The sequence below is a fragment of the Sphaerisporangium corydalis genome (genome assembly GCF_025506355.1).
Classification (GTDB): domain Bacteria; phylum Actinomycetota; class Actinomycetes; order Streptosporangiales; family Streptosporangiaceae; genus Sphaerisporangium; species Sphaerisporangium corydalis.
This window is the reverse complement of sequence record NZ_JANZYP010000036.1, coordinates 1-17,398: the sequence shown is the minus strand read 5'-3', so window position 1 is coordinate 17,398 and position 17,398 is coordinate 1. Positions and strand designations below refer to the sequence as shown.

The window sequence follows — 17,398 nt, the reverse complement described above, 5'->3', positions numbered from 1 at the left end:
GGACTATGGCCACGCTAGGCTCCGGCGCCTTCGGGCCCTTATCACCCGACTATCGATCATGCTCATCGCCGCGACACCAGCTTCGGGCGCGCGGCGCGCGGCGCCGGGATCCCGGCGCCCTCCCCCTCGCCCACCTGCGGCGGGACCGCCTCGGACGCGGCGCCGGGCACCGCCGCCGGGCGGTCGAGGCGGGCGCGGGTGACCCCGGCGCGCACGGCCGACAGCGCGGCCGCCGGCACGTCACGGTCGGCCCCGGCACCCCAGAAGGTCCTGCCCCCCACCCGGCACTCCGCGTAGACGACGGCGCCGGCCTCCCGGGGCGGCGCGGATCCGGACGCCGCGCGGTGCACGGCGCGCACCTCCACCCCCCACCGCGCCAGCGCCTCCCGCACGACGCGGACGCAGTCGCTCCGGCCGCCGCCGACGTCGAACCGCTCCCGGTCGATGTGCAGCTCGACCGTCACCGGCTCCCCGGTGAACACCAGCGGGATGGGCAGCAGCGGGTACTCCAGGTAGCAGCGGTCGAACAGGCCCCTGACCCGGTCGGGGGTGATCTCCCCGCCCTCGGCGTCGGCCGTCTCCTGGACCACGCGCACGAAGTCGAGCTGCAGCGGGCGCGGCAGGTTCATGCCGTGCCAGGCGCTCATGACGTACGCCACGCCGCCCTTGCCCGACTGGCTGTTGATCCGCACGACCGCCTCGTAGGTGCGGCCGACGTCCTGCGGGTCCAGCGGCAGGTACGGCACCTCCCACGGCAGGTCCCCGGCCGGCGCCCCCGCACGCGCGGCGGCCTCCTCCAGGGAGTCGAAGCCCTTCTTGATCGCGTCCTGGTGGGATCCGGAGAATGCCGTGTAGACCAGGTCGCCGCCGTAGGGGTGGCGGGGGTGGACCGCCAGCTCGTTGCAGTACTCCACCGTGCGGCGGACCCCGTCCAGGTCGGAGAAGTCGACGCCCGGGTCCACGCCGTGGGTGAGCATGTTGAGCCCGAGGGTGACCAGGCACACGTTGCCGGCGCGCTCACCGTTGCCGAACAGGCAGCCCTCGACGCGCTGCGCCCCCGCGAGCAGCGCCATCTCGGCGGAGGCGACCCCCGTGCCCCGGTCGTTGTGGGGGTGGACCGACAGGCACACGTCCCGGCGGCGCGACAGGTTGCGGTCCAGCCACTCGATCTGGTCGGCGAACACGTTCGGCAGCGACCGCTCGACGGTGGTCGGGAAGTTGAGGACGATCTCGCGCCCGGGTCCGGGCCGCCAGACGTCCATCACGGCCTCGCACACCTCGAGGGAGAACTCGAGCTCGGTGTCGTTGAACAGCTCGGGCGAGTACTCGAACCCGAGGTCGCAGCCGCCGAGCATCTTGTCGGCGTACTTCATGACCAGGCGGGTGCCCTGGACCGCGAGGTCCTTGCACTCGTCGCGGTTCATCCCGAACACCACCCGCCGGAACAGCGGCGAGGTCGCGTTGTACAGGTGGACGGTCGCGCGCCGCGCGCCCTCGAGGCTCTCCACCGTGCGCCTGATCAGCTCGTCACGGGCCGGCACCAGGACCGAGATCCGCACGTCGTCCGGAATGAGGTCGCGTTCGATGAGCCGCCTGACGAACGTGAAGTCGTCCTGGCTGGCGACCGGGAACCCGACCTCGATCTCCTTATACCCCATGCCGGTGAGCAGGTCGAACATCGCCATCTTGCGGTCGGGGGTCATCGGTTCGGCCAGGGACTGGTTGCCGTCGCGCAGGTCGGTCGACAGCCAGCGGGGCGCGGTGGTGATGGCGTTGTCCGGCCACCGGCGGCCGGCCAGGGCCACGGGGGCGAACGGGCGGTAGCGCGCGGCCGCCGAGCGGCCGCCGGCCGCCTCCGGGTGCGCGGTCGTCTCGGATTCGGCTGTTGTCACGGTCGGTTTCCCTCCTCCGCCGTGGCCGCCCGGGGCGCCGCGCCTGACGGGACGACGGAGGGACGAGCCTCGGCACGATTTCCGTCGGTCACGCGATCCTGAAATGCGTGGAATACGAATAGGGCGAGAGCATCACCTGGATCTGGTAGGCGTCGGTCTCGTCCTGCATTCTGAAGGTGACGATTATCTCCGGATAGGCCGCGCTGAGGCCGAGGCCGACGAAGTAGTAGTCGCTGTCGAACCTGATCCGGTAAAGGCCGCGCTCGAGTTTCTTGTCGCGCCATTCGCTGATCCGGCCCTCGCTGTCGGTCTCCGCGTCGGCCAGGTCGCGCCAGCCTCCGTTGTCGTCCCGCTCGAGTCGCGCCCGAACGCCGGCGGCCGATCGGCCGTAAACACCGTCCAGCGCTTGCGCAGTAATACTCATGTCGAGAACACCTATCTGCCGGGCCCGCCGAGACGGACAGCTCGAACGTCGTCGCGATCGCACCGGCCGCCGTCACGGCCCTGGTGAGCCGGAGGACGACGACCCTGTCCTCGGTGACGCGTCCGGATCGGATGGGCGCCGATTGCGCCTTCTCTTCCGGACCTGCGCGCAAGAGTGCCGAACATCGCTATCGGTTCACTTTCGGTCGGCTATTCGCCGCCATCGCCGGGTGGGGTGCCGAGGGGTGTCGCCGCAGGTCAACCCGCTTTTCGTGACCCCCCAGAGCCCTCAGGGGAAAACCCGGGGCGATGAGTGGACAACCCCTGAATAGGACGGTGAGCTGGCCAGATGGCAGGCGAGAAGAGATCCGATAAGAACCGAATGGTGGCGCTTTCTACGTTGAAGTCGTTCCAGCCGATCGGCTGACGAACACAACGCGGTAAGAGAATGAAGAGGTCACCGAAAATGAGCGCTCACAACACCACCCAGGCCTTCCGATTCACCGCCGGCGCCCGGAACGCGATCTCCACCGGCACCTTGTCCCCGTTGTGCACAGTGTCCTCATCCGGCACGAGCGTCCCGCGCCGCAACTCCATGGCGGCCGGCGGCAACACTCCTTGGGGCTGAACCGCGCGGAGCGGTGTGGCGGATCTTCTGTCCGCATCCGGCCTCGCCGGAGACACTCCCGTCTCCGGCCCCGTGGGTCACTACATTTACTGACTGCACATGTCAAATCAGCCGATAATGGTACATATCGCCAACTGGATCCTTGCACGGTAAGTCGCAATTAGTTGCACGTGCACGTAAGTATGCGGATTCGGAAATTATTCGTAGACTCTCTATAGATCCGAACCTCGTATAGTAGTACGATCCAGACATAAGTGACATCGCCATATGTGACCGGCTCGCGCCCGACAGTGTCCCTGCGCACGTGTCACGACCGGCCAGGGCGGATGTTCACAACGGGGCGGATCTCCTGGAACCACGCACCTGGTACCTCTCGCATCGGAGGGTGAGCAAAACTTCCGGATGGGCCGCGAGCTTTGTTGCGAGGAGATGCAGGTGGAATTCGGGATTCTGGGAGCCCTCGAAGCGACGGAGAATGATCGGCGCCTGGATCTCGGAGGCATCCGGCAGCAGATCGTGCTCGCCGTCCTCCTGCTGGACGTCAACCGGGTCGTCACCATCGGCCGCCTCATGGAGGCCATCTACGGCGACGACCCGCCCACCACCGCCCGGGCCCAGGTCCAGATCTGCATCTCCTCCTTACGCCGCCTGTTCTCCGCCAACGGCAGCCCCGACCTCATCTCCACCCAGGCGCTCGGCTACACCATCCGCGTCGCGGCCGACCAGATCGACGCCCAGCGGTTCGAAAGCCTCGTGCAAAGGGCCAGGCGCGCCCGCGAGACCCGTGACGTCACCGGGGCGATAAAGCACTATCGCGACTCGCTGGCGCTGTGGCGCGGGCCCGCCCTCGACGGGATCGAGAGCCGCCTCGTGCAGTCGGCCGCCAGCAGGCTCACCGAGAACCGCGTCACCGCCAACGAGGACTGCATCCAGCTCGAACTGGACCTCGGCCGCCACCACGAGCTGGTCGGCGAGCTCACCGAGCTCACCGAGGAGTACCCCCTGCGCGAGCGGCTGCGCGGCCTGCTCATGACGGCGCTGTACCGCTCGGGCCGCCAGGCCGAGGCGCTGCAGGTGTACCGCAACGCGCGCCGCACGATGATCGAGGAACTGGGCATCGAGCCCAACGAGCGACTACAGCAGCTCGAGCACGCCATCCTCACCTCAGACGAGAGCCTGGACCCGCCGGCGCCGCCGCCGCCGGAGAAGGTGGAGATCCAGCCGCCCGCGACGGTCCCGGCCATCCCCGGCATGCTGCCCACCGACATCGCCGACTTCACCGGCCGCACCAAGCAGATCGAGGACATCCGCCAGCGCCTGATGCTCGCCACCGAGGACCGTTCCCGGTTCGCCGTGCCCATCATCGTGATCGTCGGCAAGCCCGGGGTGGGCAAGACCACCATCGCCGTCCACGCCTCCCACAGCGTCGGCGACCGCTTCCCCTACGGCCAGCTCTTCGCCGACCTGCACGGCGCCGCGCCCCGGCCCGCCAGCCCCATGCAGGTGCTGGAACGCTTTTTGCGCGTCCTCGGCGTGTCGGGCACCGCGATCCCCGACGGCCTGGAGGAGCGCGCCGAGATGTACCGCGCGATGCTCGCCGACCGCAGCATGCTCATCGTGCTCGACGACGCCGGCAGCGAGAGCCAGGTGCTCCCCCTGCTCCCCGGCAACCCCTCCTCGGCCGTCATCATCACGAGCCGCAGCCGCCTGGGCGGGCTGGCCGGCGCCGTCCACGTCGACGTGGAGACCTTCGAGTCCGACCAGTCGGTGAACCTGCTCTCCCGCATCGCCGGGATCGAGCGCGTGCAGTCGGAGGTCGAGGCCGCCGAGGCGCTGGCCGAGCTGTGCGGGCAGTTACCCCTCGCGCTGCGCATCGCCGGCGCCCGCCTGTCGGCCCGCCCGCACTGGAGCATCGAACAGCTCGTCAGCCGCCTGGAGGACGAGACCCGGCGGCTCGACGAGCTCAAGCACGGCGACATGGGCATCCGGGCGAGCATCTCCCTGACCTACGACAGCGTCGGCGAGGACGCCCGCCGCCTGTTCCGCCGCCTGACGATCCTGGACTCCCAGATCTTCTCCGCCTGGGTGAGCGCCCCCCTGCTGGACCAGCCGCTGTCCACCGCCCAGGACCTGCTGGACGACCTGGCCGACGCGCAGCTCATCGAGACCACCGGCGTCGGCTACGGCGTGCACAGCCAGTACCGCTTCCACGACCTGATCCGCGTGTTCGCGCGGGAGCGGCTGGCCGCCGAGGAGACCCCGGCCGACCGCAACGCGGCGCTGGCGCGCGTGCTCGGCGGGCTGCTGTTCCTGGCCGAGGCGGCGCACCGCCGCGAGTACGGCGGCGACTACGTCCAGATCCACAGCGAGGCCCCCCGGTGGCCGCTCCCGGTCAGGCTGGTCGACCAGCTCGTGTCCTCGCCGCTGCAGTGGTACGAGCGGGAGCGGTCCATGCTGGTGTCGGGCATCCGGCAGGCCGCGCAGGCGGGTTTCGTGCAGCTCTGCTGGGACCTGGCGATCAGCTCGGTGACGCTCTTCGAGTCGCGGGTGTACCTCGACGACTGGCGCGAGACGCACCAGATCGCGCTGACCGCCGCCCGGCAGGCGCAGGAGAGGCGCGGCCAGGCCGCGATGCTGTACTCCCGGGGGTCGCTGTACATCACCGAGCAGCGGTTCGGCGACGCGCGGTGCGACTTCGAGGCGGCGCTCCAGCTCTTCGAGGAGGTCGGCGACCGGCAGGGGACGGCCCTGGTCATCCGCAACATCGGGTTCCTCGACCGGCTGAGCGGGCGGTTCGCCGACGCCGAGGCGCACTACCGGCGCGCCCTGGACATCTTCCGCAGCACCGAGGACCAGGTGGCCTCGGCGTACGTGCTGCACAACCTGGCCCAGCTCCGGCTGGAGTTCAACGACCTGCCGGGCGCGCAGGGGCTGCTGTCGGAGGCGCTGGAGCTGAGCCGCAGGAGCGGCAGCAGGCGGGTCGAGGCGCAGGTCCTGCACCGCATCGGCCACACCTACCTGCAGTCCGACCAGCCCGCGCTGGCGGTCGAGGTGTTCGACGAGGCGCTCACCGTCGTGCGCAACATCGGCGACCCCACCGGCGAGGCGTACGCGCTGCACGGGCTGGGCATCGCCCGGCTGCGCCGCCACGAGCTGCCCGAGGCCGAGAACGCGCTGCGCCGCTCGCTGATGCTGGCCAGCACCTCCAGCGAGCAGCTCGTGGAGGCGCGGGTCCAGCTCGGGCTCGGCGAGCTGGCCAAGGCCCGCGAGGACTCCCCCCAGGCGGTGATCCACCTGGAGCAGGCGCTCACCTTGTTCCGGCAGATGCACATGCCGTTGCAGGAGGCCAGGACGCTGATCCGGCTGAGCGACGCCCAGGGGGCGGCGGGCGACGAGGAGGCCGGGCAGGACTCGCTGGTCCAGGCGCTGGCGCTGACCGACAAGATGGACGCGCCGGTGGCCCAGCAGATGCGCGGGACGCTCAACAAGCTGCTCGACGAGCAGCGCTACGCCGACTGAGGGCCCGGCGGCCGGGCCTTCCGCGGGCGCGGCCCCGCGCGCGCCTTGAGCGGGTCAGGCCGTTGGTGCCCGCGCCTTGAGCGGGTCAGGCGGCCAGTGCCCGTGCCTTCACCGGGGCGGTCGAGCCGCGCACGACGAGCTCGGGCTCGAACAGCAGCTCCTCGGCGGTGACCGAGGCGCCCTCGATTTGACCGGCAAGCAGCGTCACCGCCGCGCGCCCGATCGCCTCGATGGGCTGCCGTACGGTGGTCAGCGGGGGGTTGGTGCAGTTCATGAAGGCGGAGTCGTCGAAGCCGACGACCGACACGTCCTGCGGCACCGACAGGCCGAGGCGCCGCACGGCGCGGATGGCGCCGAGGGCCAGCGGGTCGCTGGCGCAGATGATGCCGGTGATGCCCTCGCGGACCAGCCGGGTGGCCACCGCCTGGCCGCCCTCCAGGGAGAACAGGCTGCGCTCCACCGCGCCGGGGCCGATCTTGACGCCCGCGGCGCGCGCCATGGCGGTGAACGCCGCGAGCTTGCGCCGGGAGGGGACGTGGTCCTCGGGGCCGAGCACCAGGCCGATGCGCTGGTGGCCGAGCGACATCAGGTGGCCGAAGGCCTGTTCCACCGCGACGGCGTCGTCGGTGGAGACGCGCGGGAAGCCGAGGCTCTCGGTCGCGGCGTTGACCAGGACGACCGGCAGCCGCAGCCCGAGCAGGCGGTGGTAGTGCTCGTGGGGGGCGTCGGCCTCGGCGTAGTGCCCTCCGGCGAACACCACCCCGGAGACCTGCTGCTCCAGCAGCATCTCCACGTAGTCGGCCTCCGACAGCCCGCCGGCCGTGCGCGTGCACAGCACGGGCGTGAAGCCGCGCTGCGCCAGGGCGCCGCCGACGACCTCGGCCAGGGCCGGGAAGATCGGGTTGCCCAGGTCGGGCAGGACCAGGCCGACCAGGCGGGCCCGCTCGCCCCGAAGCTGGGTCGGGCGCTCGTATCCGAGCACGTCCAGGGCCGTCAGCACGGCCGCGCGCGTGGAGTCGGACACCCCGGGCTTGCCGTTCAGCACCCGGCTGACCGTGGCCTCGCTGACCCCGACCTTCTTAGCAACTTCCGCAAGTCGACGTGTCACGGCGCAAGCATACTGTAAAAAACTACGCAAGCCGTTGACATCCCTGTCATTCGCCCGGGAACGGCCGCTGTCAGCCCGCGCGCGGAGCCGCCGCGAACCTGCATCGGTCCATCGCGCATCACCACAGCTCCAGCGCGGGCGGCCCGGCGGCGTCCCGGAAACCCCGGCGGCACAGGGGATCGCGCCCGACCGGCCCCGGTTGTCAGGCCCGCTTCACAGGGAGTCGTTAACATTTCGGCAATGTTGCGCAATCCAGTCGACTTATTGCGGCGACGGGGAGGTGACCAACGTCTCAGTCGCCCGCCGCCGGGCGCAGGCGGTGGAGCCGGAGCGCGAGCTGGATCTCCAGGGCGCGCTCGGGGGCCTGCCAGCCGTCGCCGAGCAGCCGTCCCACGCGGTCCAGGCGCTGGGTCACGGTGTTGACGTGGATGTGCAGCCGCTCGGCGGTCCGCGACAGGCTCGACCCGGCGCCGAAGTAGGCGTCCAGGGTCTGGACCAGCGCGGTGCCCCGCCGCCGGTCGTAGGCGAGCACCGGCCCGAGCGCCGACGTGAGGAACCCCGAGACGTCCCGGTCCCTGCCGATGAGCAGGCCGACGAAGCCCAGCTCGTCGCAGCCCGCCCCCTCCCCCTCGCGCCCGAGCGAGATCAGGGCCTCGGCGCAGCGGCGGGCCTCGCGGTAGGCCTCGGCGACCGCCTCGGGGCCCTGGACCGGCCCGGCGGCGCCCGCGGTGACCGGCGTGCCAAGCGAGGCGCCGAGCTCCCTGGCGACCCGCTGCGCCGCCGCCCCCGGGTCGACGCCGGGCAGCAGCAGGATGGTCTCCTCGCCCCGGGCGGCGACCAGCCCGTGCCGGGAGGCGGCGTCGGAGGAGGCCCAGAACGCGGTGCGCAGCCGGGGGGCCGGCTCACCGGCGCGGTGCCGGGCGACCACCAGGGTGTGCGGGGCGTCCAGGTCGACGCCGAGCAGCCGCGCCCGGCCGTACAGGGCGTCGGAGTGGACGTCCCTGCCGGTGAGCAGGTCGTCCAGCAGCTCGCCCCGCACCCTGCCCTCGGCCGCGGCGGCGGTGTTGCGGAACAGCAGCAGCAGGGCGGTGACCAGGGCGGCGCGTTCCAGGATCCGCTGGTCGGTGGCGGAGACCTCCTCGGTGGCGCGCAGGACCAGCGTGCCGAGGATCTCCGCGCCCGAGGCCACCGAGGTCACCCACAGGTCGCCGCGCTGGACGGTCCTGGCCAGGCCCCGGGAGGCGGCCGCGGCCCCGGCCACCTCGGCCTCGTCCAGCTCGCCCGCCGAGCCCACGGCGGCCAGCCTGCGCCCGTCGGCGTCCAGGACGGTGAGCCCGCCACCGAGGATGTCGGTGACCACGGCCGCGACGTCCTCGACGCCGCCGCCCCGGACGACCAGGCCGGTCATGCGGTCGTGGGCCTGGGCGGCACGCTCCACGGCCGCGCTGCGGGCCTGGACGAGCCGGTTGGCGGTGCTGAGCTCGGCCAGCGCGGTGCGGGTCTCCTCCAGCAGCCGGGCGTTGTCCAGGGCGACGGCGGCGTGCGCGGCGAGCGAGGCCAGCAGCGCCACCTCCTCCTGGGCGAACGGCCGCGCGCTGCGGTTGGCCGCGAACAGCACCCCGATGATCTGGGCGCCGAGCCGCATCGGCACCCCGAGGATGGCGACCAGCGCCTCCTCCTTGACCGCGACGTCGATGTGGGTGCGGTGGCGGAACCGTTCGTCGGCGAAGTAGTCGGCGCTGGCGTACGGCGTGCCGGTCTGGGCGACCAGGCCGCCGAGCCCGGCGCCCATCGGCAGCCGCAGCGCGCGGAAGGCCGCCGACACCGAGCCGTCGGTGACCCGCATGAAGGTGTCGCCGCGCTCGGCGTCGTGCAGCGTCATGTAGGAGATGTCGGCGTGCAGTAGCCTGCGGGCCCGGCGCACGATCGCCGCGAGGACGGCGTCGACGTCGCGGAGCCCCGCCAGGTCGCCGGCCGTCTCGAACAGCGCCGACAGTTCGGCCTCCCGCCGGGCGCGGTGCTCCAGCAGGGCCCGCACGCGCAGGGCGGCGAGCTTGGCGTGGTCCAGCTCGGCGAGGACCTCCGGGGCGGCGCCTGCGGCGCGGGCCTCGACCAGGGGGCCCTCGAACTCGACCGGCGGTGCCTCCCTGGCGAGCAGTTCGAGGAAGACGGTGCAGCTCATGGGGTCCATTGTCCCCTTGATCATGTCTGGTTCCCCCGATGCCGCCTCAGCGCGCGGTCCAGCCGCCGTCGATGGTGAGCGAGGCGCCGGTGATCATCGAGGCCTGCGGCGCGCACAGGTAGGCGACCGCCTCGGCGACCTCCTCGGGTTCGATCAGCCGCCGGATCGCGGCCGGGGCCAGCATGACCTGCTCGACGACCTCCTCCGGGCGCAGGTCGTGGACGCGGGCCTGGTCGGCGATCTGCTCCTCCACCAGCGGCGTGCGGACGTAGGCGGGGTTCACGCAGTTGGAGGTGACGCCGTGCTCGGCCCCCTCCAGGGCGATGACCTTCGACAGGCCCTCCAGGGCGTGCTTGGCGGTGACGTAGGCCACCTTGTACGGCGAGGCGCGCAGCCCGTGCACCGACGAGATGTTGACCACCCGCCCCCAGCCGCGCTCGTACATCCCCGGCAGCGCCTGGCGGGCCAGGCGGAACGGCGCCTCCACCATGATCTTCAGGATCGAGGAGAACACGGCCGGGGGGAAGTCGACGATCGGGGCGACGTGCTGGAAGCCGGCGTTGTTGACCAGGATGTCCACCCCGCCGAGGTCGAGCGCCTCGACGGCGGCCAGGTCGGTCAGGTCGGCGGCCACGGCCGTCCCGCCGATCTCCCCCGCGGCCTGGCGCGCCACGTCCTCACGGACGTCGAGGATGACGACCCCGGCGCCCGCGGCGGCCAGCCGGCGGGCGCACGCCCGGCCGATGCCGCTCGCCCCGCCCGTCACCAGGGCACGCCGGCCGGTCAGGTCGACCGACACCGGCTTCCCGGCGGTCACGCTCGTTGAAACCACAGCCACTGCTCCTAGGATCCGGGAATCGGTGATCCGCCGCGAAGGCGCTGACGGGCGGTTCGTACGGGAGGGCCTTACGGAGGGTGCTATACGGGCGTGCCGACGCCGGGGGTGCGGGCGGGGGCGCCGTCCTGCGTGTCTCCGGAGCCCGGCTCCCCCGGGCGGCGGCGGCCGGTACGGGCCGCGAGCAGGTCGCGGGCCGTCCCCCAGATGCCCCGGCGGAACACCAGCACGATGATCACGAAGATGGTGCCGGTGACGATGCCGATGCCGTCGAAGCCGACCGTCACCAGGTAGTCGTTCAGCTCGACGACCAGGCCCGCGCCGATGACGCCGCCCCACAGCGTGCCGATGCCGCCGAGGACGACCATCATCACCGCCTGCCCTGAGGTGGTCCAGTAGACGCTCTCCAGGGAGGCGAACCCGTGGCCGAGCGCGAACAGCCCGCCCGCCAGGCCCGACAGGGCGGCCGACAGCACGAAGGCCAGGAGCTTGTAGCGCTCGACCGGGTACCCGAGCGCCTGCGCCCGCGCCGGGTTGTCCCTGATCGACACCAGGACCCGGCCGAACGGCGAGCGGACGACGCGCCACACGGCCACGAACCCGGCGAGCAGCAGGGGCAGGGCCGCGTAGTAGAAGACGAACGAGTCCGAAAGGTCCAGCCCGAACAGCTCGCGCGGGACGCCCTGCAGGCCGTTCTCGCCGCCCGTCAGGTCCCGCCACTGGTTGACGACGAAGTACACCATCTGCGCGAACGCCAGGGTGACCATCGCGAAGTAGATGCCGCGCAGCCGCACCGACAGGTAGCCGATGGGCAGGGCCAGCACGGCCGCGAACACCGCGCCGCCGAGCGCCGCCACCGGGAAGGGCAGGCCGGAGTGCACCGCGATGAGGGCGGCGGCGTAGGCCGAGCCGCCCCAGAACGCGGCGTGCCCGAACGACAGCAGGCCGGTGAAGCCGAGCAGCAGGTCCAGCGCGGCGGCGAACAGCGCCCAGCAGGCCATGTCCAGGGCGACCGGCGGGTAGATCATCCACGGGAGCGCCAGGGCCAGGACCAGCCCGGCGGCGAGCAGCAGCGGCCTTCTGGCCAGCCGGGAAAGGATCACGACAGCGCCTCCTCGCGCCCGAACAGCCCCGCGGGCCGCCAGAGCAGCACGGCGGCCATCAGGATGAACACCAGCGTCTGGGACAGCGCGGGCACGTACAGGTTGCCGAGGGCCGAGACCAGCCCGATCGCGAAGCCCGCCGCCACGGAACCGAAGATCGAGCCGAGCCCGCCGATGACCACGACCGCGAACACCGTGATGATCAGGTCGGCGCCCATCAGCGGGTTGACCGCGCGCATGGGGGCGGCGAGCACCCCCGCGAGCCCGGCCAGCGCGATGCCGAAGCCGAAGACCGGGGTGACCCAGCGGCCCACGTCGATGCCGAGGGCGCGGGTCAGGTCGGGCCGCTCGGTGGCGGCCCGCACGATCATGCCGACCCGGGTGCGGGTCAGCACCACCCAGACCGCCGCGCACACCACGACCGAGACGGCCAGCACGAACACCTGGTAGGCCGGGTAGCCGAACAGGCCGAGGTCGACCGTGCCCGACAGCAGGCCGGGCCGGGGGTAGGGCTGGGACTGCACGCCGTACTCCCGTTTGACCAGGTCCTGCAGGATCAGCGCCAGGCCGAAGGTGAACAGGAAGTTGTACAGCGGGTCCAGCGGCGCCAGCCTGCGGATGAACAATCGCTCCAGCACGGTCCCCGCCAGGCCGAGCAGCAGCGGGACCAGGACCAGGGCGGCCCAGAAGTTCACGCCGAAGGAGTCCAGCAACACGTAGGACCCGAACGCGCCGAGCATGTAGAAGGCACCGTGGGCGAAGTTGACCACGCCCAGCATGCCGAAGATGACGGCGAGGCCGAGGGCGAGCAGGGCGTAGAAGGCGCCGCCCACCAGGCCGTTGAACGCCTGTTGCAGCACGGTGACCTCCAAGGGGACGGGCGGGGGGCGACCCCGCCAGGGGCGTGCGGAGGGCGGCCCTGGACGGGGTCCGGGCGGCCTTGGGCGGACGGGCGCGGGCGGGCGGGCCGCCCGCGCCCGGGCGGGCGCCGCGCGTGCCGGGGGGGTCCGCCGGGGGGGACGCGGGGGCGGGCGGGGGGGGGGGGGGGGGGGGGGGGGGGGGGGGGGGGGGGGGGGGGGGGCCCCCCCGCCCCCGGCCGGGCTCAGAGCTTGCAGGCGGGGTCCGCCGGCTGGAACGCCTGGTCGGCGGGGATGGTGCTGAGGATCTTCTCGTAGTCCCAGGGCTCCTTGACCTCGCTCGCCGGCTTCACCTGGGCCAGCGAGACGTCGTGCAGCAGCAGGTGGTCCTCGGCCCGGATGGTGGCGTTCTGCGCGAAGGCGTCCTCGAACTTGTGGCCCTCGAGCTGCTTGATCACCGCGTCGGCGCCGTCGGTGCCGGCGCGCTGCACCGCCTCCAGGTACTGGGTGGCGGCCGAGTAGTTGGCGGCGTTGGGGAAGCTCGGCCGCTTGCCGGCCTTGGCCTGGAACTTGTCGGCCCACGCGCGGTTGCCCGGGCTGCCGTTCCAGTACCAGGCGTCGGTGAACTTGGTGCCGGCCAGCGCGTCCGGGCCGAGCGAGTGGATGTCGGTGATGAACATCAGCCCGACCGCCAGGCCGATGCCCTTGTCGCGAAGCTTGTACTCGTTGTACTGCTTCACCAGGTTGACCAGGTCACCGCCGGCCTGCATCGTCCCGAGGACCTGCGGCTTGGGGTCGAGCCCGGGGGCCTTCAGCAGGAACGTGGAGAAGTTGTCGTTCGGGAACGGCGCGGGGTCGCTCTGGATGACCTTGCCGCCGGCGCCCTGCACCGCGGCGGTGAAGTTCTTCTGCATGTCCTGCCCGAACGCGTAGTCGGGGTAGACGATGTACCAGTTCTTCGACCCGTCCTTGGTGACGGTGTCACCGGTGCCGTGCGCCAGCATGTAGGTGTTGTAGCCGTAGTGGAAGGTGTACTTGTTGCACTGGGCGCCCTCCAGCTCGGTGGTGGCGGCGCCGATGTCCATGAACAGCTTCTTCTTGGCCTTGGCGACCCCGGCCACCGCCAGCGCCGCCGCCGAGGAGGGGACGTCCAGCACGATGTCGGCGTGCTGGCGGTCGTAGAGCTCCTGCGCCTTGGAGTTGGCGACCTCCGGCTTGTTCTGGTGGTCGGCCGAGAGCACCTCGACGTCCTTGGCGACCGCCTTGTCGCCGTACTTGGCCTTGTAGTCCGCGACCGCCATGTTCACGGCCTCGACGCTGCTCTTGCCCGACAGGTCGGCGTAGACCGCCGACTGGTCGTTCAGCACGGCGAGCACGACCTTGCCGTCGCTGATCTTGTCGTCGCCGCCCCCGGCGCCGGGTCCACCCGCGCAACCGGCGACCGTGGCTCCCGCCGCCACCACGGCGGCCACTCGGCCCAGAGCTTTCATGTGCGTATCTCCTGTCGGTTCGTGCAAAAGTGTCGGGTCGCCGTGGCGGCCCGGGAGCTTGATGGCGGGTCAGATGCCGAGGTAGTCCAGGAGCTCGTGCTCCCGCTCCCGCATCTCGTCGTTGCGCAGGGACTCCACGACGCGGCCCTCCGCCAGCAGGTAGTGCCGGTCGGCGACCGTCGCGGCGAAGTGCACGTTCTGCTCGATCAGCAGCACCGTCGTGCCCTGCCGCTTGACCTCACGCAGGATGTCGCCGATCTGCCCCACGATCAGCGGGGACAGCCCCTCGGTGGGCTCGTCGCACAGCAGCAGCCGCGCCCCCATCCGCAGCACCCGGGCCAGCGCGAGCATCTGCTGCTCGCCGCCCGACAGCTTGGTGCCGGGGAACGAGCGCCGCTCCTTCAGCCGGGGGAAGGTCTCGTACACCCGGGCCAGCGGCCAGGGGTCGGGGCCGGCGGCCGGCGGCAGCGTCAGGTTCTCCTCCACGGTGAGCGTCGAGTACACCCCGCGGTCGTCGGGGACGTACCCGAGGCCCATGCGCGCCCGGCGGTGCGCGGGCAGCCGGACGATGTCCGAGCCGAGGAAGGCGATGCCGCCGCTGTAGCGGCCCTGCAGCCCCATCAGGCAGCGCAGCAGCGTCGTCTTCCCGGCGCCGTTGCGGCCGACCAGGGTGACGATCTCCCCCTGCCCGACCTCGATGGACACCTCGCGCAGGACCTGCGCCTCGCCGTACCAGGCGGACAGGCCGGTCACGCTGAGGATGGGCCCGCTGTCAGTGGCCGGCATCGGCATCTCCCAGGTAGGCGCTGATGACCCGGGGGTCGTGGCGGATCTCGGCGTACGGCCCCTCGACGAGCACCCGGCCGCTCTGCAGGACCGTCACCCGGTCGGCCAGGCTGGAGACGACGCTCATGTTGTGCTCGACCATCACGACCGTGCGGCCCGCGCGGACCTTCCTGACCAGCTCCACGGTGCGCTCCACGTCCTCGGCGCCCATGCCGGCGGTCGGCTCGTCCAGCAGCAGCACCCGGGGGTCCAGCGCGAGCGCCAGGGCCAGCTCCAGGGCCCGCTTGTGGCCGTAGGCGAGGGTCCCGGCCGGGGTGCCGGCGTGCCCGGCCAGGCCGACCTGGTCCAGCAGCTCCATGGCCCGGTCCCCGAACCGGTCGAGCAGGCGGTGCGACCGCCAGAAACGCCAGGTCAGGCCGGTGCCGCCCGCCAGCGCCAGCTCCAGGTGCTCGCGCGGGGTCATCTGCGGGAACAGGCTGGTGATCTGGAACGACCTGGCCACCCCGAGGCGGGCCACCTGCTCGGGGCGGCTGCCCGTCAGGTCACGCCCGCCGAGCAGGATCCGGCCCGCGCTCGGCTTCAGGAAACCGGTCAGCAGGTTGAACAACGTGGTCTTCCCGGCGCCGTTCGGCCCGACCAGTGCGTGCACGCTGCCGTCCGCGACGTCCAGGTCCACGCCGTCGACGGCGCGGAAGCCCCGGAACTCCTTGGCCAGGCCCTGCGCTCGCAGGACAGGTCCGTCCATTCGGCCTCCTCGTCGTCTCGTGGGTGGTTTCGTCCAGGTCACCTTGGCGTTAACGGACGAAGTCGCTGTGACGCGGACACTAGGTGAGCGGGCGGAGGCGTTCCATGTGGCCAGGGCACACATTCCTTCGTGGCCGCACGGATGCCGCGCACATTCGCCGCAGGTCAGCGGGCTGCGGGACCTTTCCGGCGGGGTTATGTGGCCCGGCCACGTCCCGCCGGGCGTGCCGGGGCGCGGGGCGCCGGACGGGAGTGGGGTCCGGCGGGACGGCGGGCGGGGCGGGCATGGGTTCTCCGGACATAGCGGGGCGGGCAAATGTGGAGGCCGCGGACGTGGCCCGGGTCACAGCGACTGAGGACCATTGCGGTCACCCGCCCGGCGGCGACGCCGCGGCGCCACCTGAGGAGTCCCCCCATGCGATCCATCCGTCCCCGCCCGGGCCGCCTGCCGGGCCTCGCGGCGGCCCTGCTGGCCGGCACGTCCCTGCTCGTCCCGGTGTCCCCCGCCTCCGCCTCCGCCGCGTCCGTCGTCTCCGGCGGCTGCGCGGGCATCGAGCGCGTCAAGGTGCCCGGGGCCGAGAAGCAGATCTCCGCGTGCCTGGACGACCTGACCACGGCGGGCACCGTCGCCTCAGGGCACTCGATCGCGGCCGAGTACGCGGGCCTGACCTCCGCCGGCGCCACCAACCCGACCGGCGTCCCCGGCGCCCAGATCGACGGCTACTTCCCCGACACCTCCACCTCCAACACCGACCACGGGTGGAACCACGACAGCCAGTTCGTCATCCGGCTGCCCGAACACTGGAACGGCGGCCTGGTGGTCGCCGGGACGCCGGGGGTGCGCCGGCAGTACGCCAACGACTTCGCCATCTCCGACTGGGTGCTCGCCCAGGGGTACGCCTACGCGGCGACCGACAAGGGCAACACCGGCGCGGACTTCTACAAGGACGGCACGCGTCCCGGCGACGCCATCGTGGAGTGGAACCAGCGGGTCACCCAGCTCACCCGCGCCGCCAAGGCCGTGGCGGCGCAGCGCTACGGGCGGGCGCCGCGCCGGACGTACGCGGCGGGGATCTCCAACGGCGGGTACCTGGTCAGGTGGCAGCTGGAGAACCACCCCGAGCTGTACAGCGGCGGCGTCGACTGGGAGGGCACCCTGTGGCGGGAGAACGGCCCCAACCTGCTGACCTCACTGCCGGCCACGCTGCGCGAGTACCCCAAGTACGCCGCCACCGGGGACGCCGCCGCGCATGACGCGATCATCGCGGCGGGCTTCGCGCCCGGCTCCGAACCGCTGTGGGACTACCACTACAAGGTCTACTGGGACCTCACCCAGCGCATCTACCGCGAGGAGCTCGACTCGGGGTACGACGGCGCCACCGAGGCGGGCACCCCGTTCTGCGCCCCGGGCACGCCCGCGTGCGACGCCGACTACGACTACGCCGCCCGTCCCCGCGCCGTCCGCGAGGCCGTCGGGCGGATCGCCCTCACCGGCCGCATCGGACGGCCGCTGATCACCCTGCACGGGACGCTCGACACGCTGCTGCCCATCGGGCAGGACTCCGACGTCTACGACCGGCTGATCCGGGCACGCGGGCGCGACCGGCTGCACCGGTACTACCGGATCGAGGGCGGCAACCACGTCGACGGCCTGTACGACACCTACCCGGCCCTGCTGCGCCCGATCCTGCCGTGCTTCCGCAGCGCCTTCACCGCCCTCGAAGGCTGGACCACCCGCGGCACCACCCCACCCGCCGACGCCACCCTCCCCCGCCCCACCACCGGCGACCCCGCCACCACCTGCCCCCTCCCCTCCCACTGACAACTTCCA

The 17,398-nt window shown here is 72.1% G+C and carries 12 protein-coding genes; 2 read left to right on the top strand and 10 right to left on the bottom strand.

Annotation, left to right across the window (positions count from 1 at the left end; translation table 11 throughout):
• Positions 1-62 precede the first annotated feature (62 nt).
• Both leuA and NYZ98_RS23405 read right to left on the bottom strand, forming a co-directional pair.
• Positions 63-1,892, bottom strand: a complete 1,830-nt coding sequence (gene leuA, locus NYZ98_RS23410; protein ID WP_262845047.1) for a 2-isopropylmalate synthase — start codon at positions 1,890-1,892, stop codon at positions 63-65.
• An 88-nt stretch (positions 1,893-1,980) separates the two neighbouring features.
• Positions 1,981-2,316, bottom strand: a complete 336-nt coding sequence (locus NYZ98_RS23405; protein WP_262845045.1) for a hydroxyisourate hydrolase — start codon at positions 2,314-2,316, stop codon at positions 1,981-1,983.
• A gap of 1,062 nt (positions 2,317-3,378) precedes the next feature.
• Here NYZ98_RS23405 and NYZ98_RS23400 point away from each other — a divergent pair.
• Entirely contained in the window at positions 3,379-6,462 is a 3,084-nt protein-coding gene (locus NYZ98_RS23400) for an AfsR/SARP family transcriptional regulator (protein ID WP_262845043.1), read from the top strand.
• Positions 6,463-6,547: 85 nt separating this feature from the next.
• Here the strand turns inward: NYZ98_RS23400 and NYZ98_RS23395 are convergent, their stop codons facing one another.
• From NYZ98_RS23395 to NYZ98_RS23360, 8 genes are all read right to left on the bottom strand, one after another.
• Complete coding sequence (locus NYZ98_RS23395) at positions 6,548-7,570, bottom strand: LacI family DNA-binding transcriptional regulator (RefSeq protein WP_262845041.1); 1,023 nt, start codon at positions 7,568-7,570, stop codon at positions 6,548-6,550.
• Between the two features lie 292 nt (positions 7,571-7,862).
• Positions 7,863-9,752, bottom strand: coding sequence for a helix-turn-helix domain-containing protein (locus NYZ98_RS23390; protein ID WP_262845039.1), 1,890 nt, complete (start codon positions 9,750-9,752; stop codon positions 7,863-7,865).
• A 46-nt stretch (positions 9,753-9,798) separates the two neighbouring features.
• A complete protein-coding gene (locus tag NYZ98_RS23385) occupies positions 9,799-10,590 on the bottom strand; it encodes a 3-hydroxybutyrate dehydrogenase (protein ID WP_262845037.1) in 792 nt (263 codons plus the stop codon).
• An 80-nt stretch (positions 10,591-10,670) separates the two neighbouring features.
• Positions 10,671-11,690 carry a branched-chain amino acid ABC transporter permease gene (locus tag NYZ98_RS23380; RefSeq protein WP_262845036.1) on the bottom strand — a complete coding sequence of 340 codons (1,020 nt, stop codon included), beginning with the start codon at positions 11,688-11,690 and terminating at the stop codon, positions 10,671-10,673.
• Positions 11,687-12,550 carry a branched-chain amino acid ABC transporter permease gene (locus NYZ98_RS23375; protein WP_262845035.1) on the bottom strand — a complete coding sequence of 288 codons (864 nt, stop codon included), beginning with the start codon at positions 12,548-12,550 and terminating at the stop codon, positions 11,687-11,689. The genes NYZ98_RS23380 and NYZ98_RS23375 overlap by 4 nt, the downstream gene beginning before the upstream one ends.
• Before the next feature lie 242 nt (positions 12,551-12,792).
• Positions 12,793-14,037, bottom strand: a complete 1,245-nt coding sequence (locus NYZ98_RS23370; protein ID WP_262845034.1) for an ABC transporter substrate-binding protein — start codon at positions 14,035-14,037, stop codon at positions 12,793-12,795.
• A 69-nt stretch (positions 14,038-14,106) separates the two neighbouring features.
• Complete coding sequence (locus tag NYZ98_RS23365; protein WP_262845032.1) at positions 14,107-14,823, bottom strand: ABC transporter ATP-binding protein; 717 nt, start codon at positions 14,821-14,823, stop codon at positions 14,107-14,109.
• Entirely contained in the window at positions 14,810-15,568 is a 759-nt protein-coding gene (locus NYZ98_RS23360; RefSeq protein ID WP_262845031.1) for an ABC transporter ATP-binding protein, read from the bottom strand. Before NYZ98_RS23360 ends, NYZ98_RS23365 begins: the two co-directional genes overlap by 14 nt.
• Positions 15,569-15,982: 414 nt before the next feature.
• Here NYZ98_RS23360 and NYZ98_RS23355 point away from each other — a divergent pair, with 414 nt between their 5' ends.
• Positions 15,983-17,389 (top strand): tannase/feruloyl esterase family alpha/beta hydrolase, encoded by a 1,407-nt coding sequence (locus NYZ98_RS23355; RefSeq protein ID WP_262845029.1) that lies wholly within the window; start codon positions 15,983-15,985, stop codon positions 17,387-17,389.
• Positions 17,390-17,398: the final 9 nt, after the last annotated feature.

Coding starts and splice junctions, on each gene's coding strand:
- NYZ98_RS23405 (WP_262845045.1), bottom strand. CDS start 2,316: ATGAGTATTACTGCGCAAGCGCTGGACGGTGTTTACGGCCGATCGGCC.
- NYZ98_RS23390 (WP_262845039.1), bottom strand. CDS start 9,752: ATGAGCTGCACCGTCTTCCTCGAACTGCTCGCCAGGGAGGCACCGCCG.
- NYZ98_RS23370 (WP_262845034.1), bottom strand. CDS start 14,037: ATGAAAGCTCTGGGCCGAGTGGCCGCCGTGGTGGCGGCGGGAGCCACG.
- NYZ98_RS23365 (WP_262845032.1), bottom strand. CDS start 14,823: ATGCCGGCCACTGACAGCGGGCCCATCCTCAGCGTGACCGGCCTGTCC.
- NYZ98_RS23360 (WP_262845031.1), bottom strand. CDS start 15,568: ATGGACGGACCTGTCCTGCGAGCGCAGGGCCTGGCCAAGGAGTTCCGG.
- NYZ98_RS23355 (WP_262845029.1), top strand. CDS start 15,983: ATGCGATCCATCCGTCCCCGCCCGGGCCGCCTGCCGGGCCTCGCGGCG.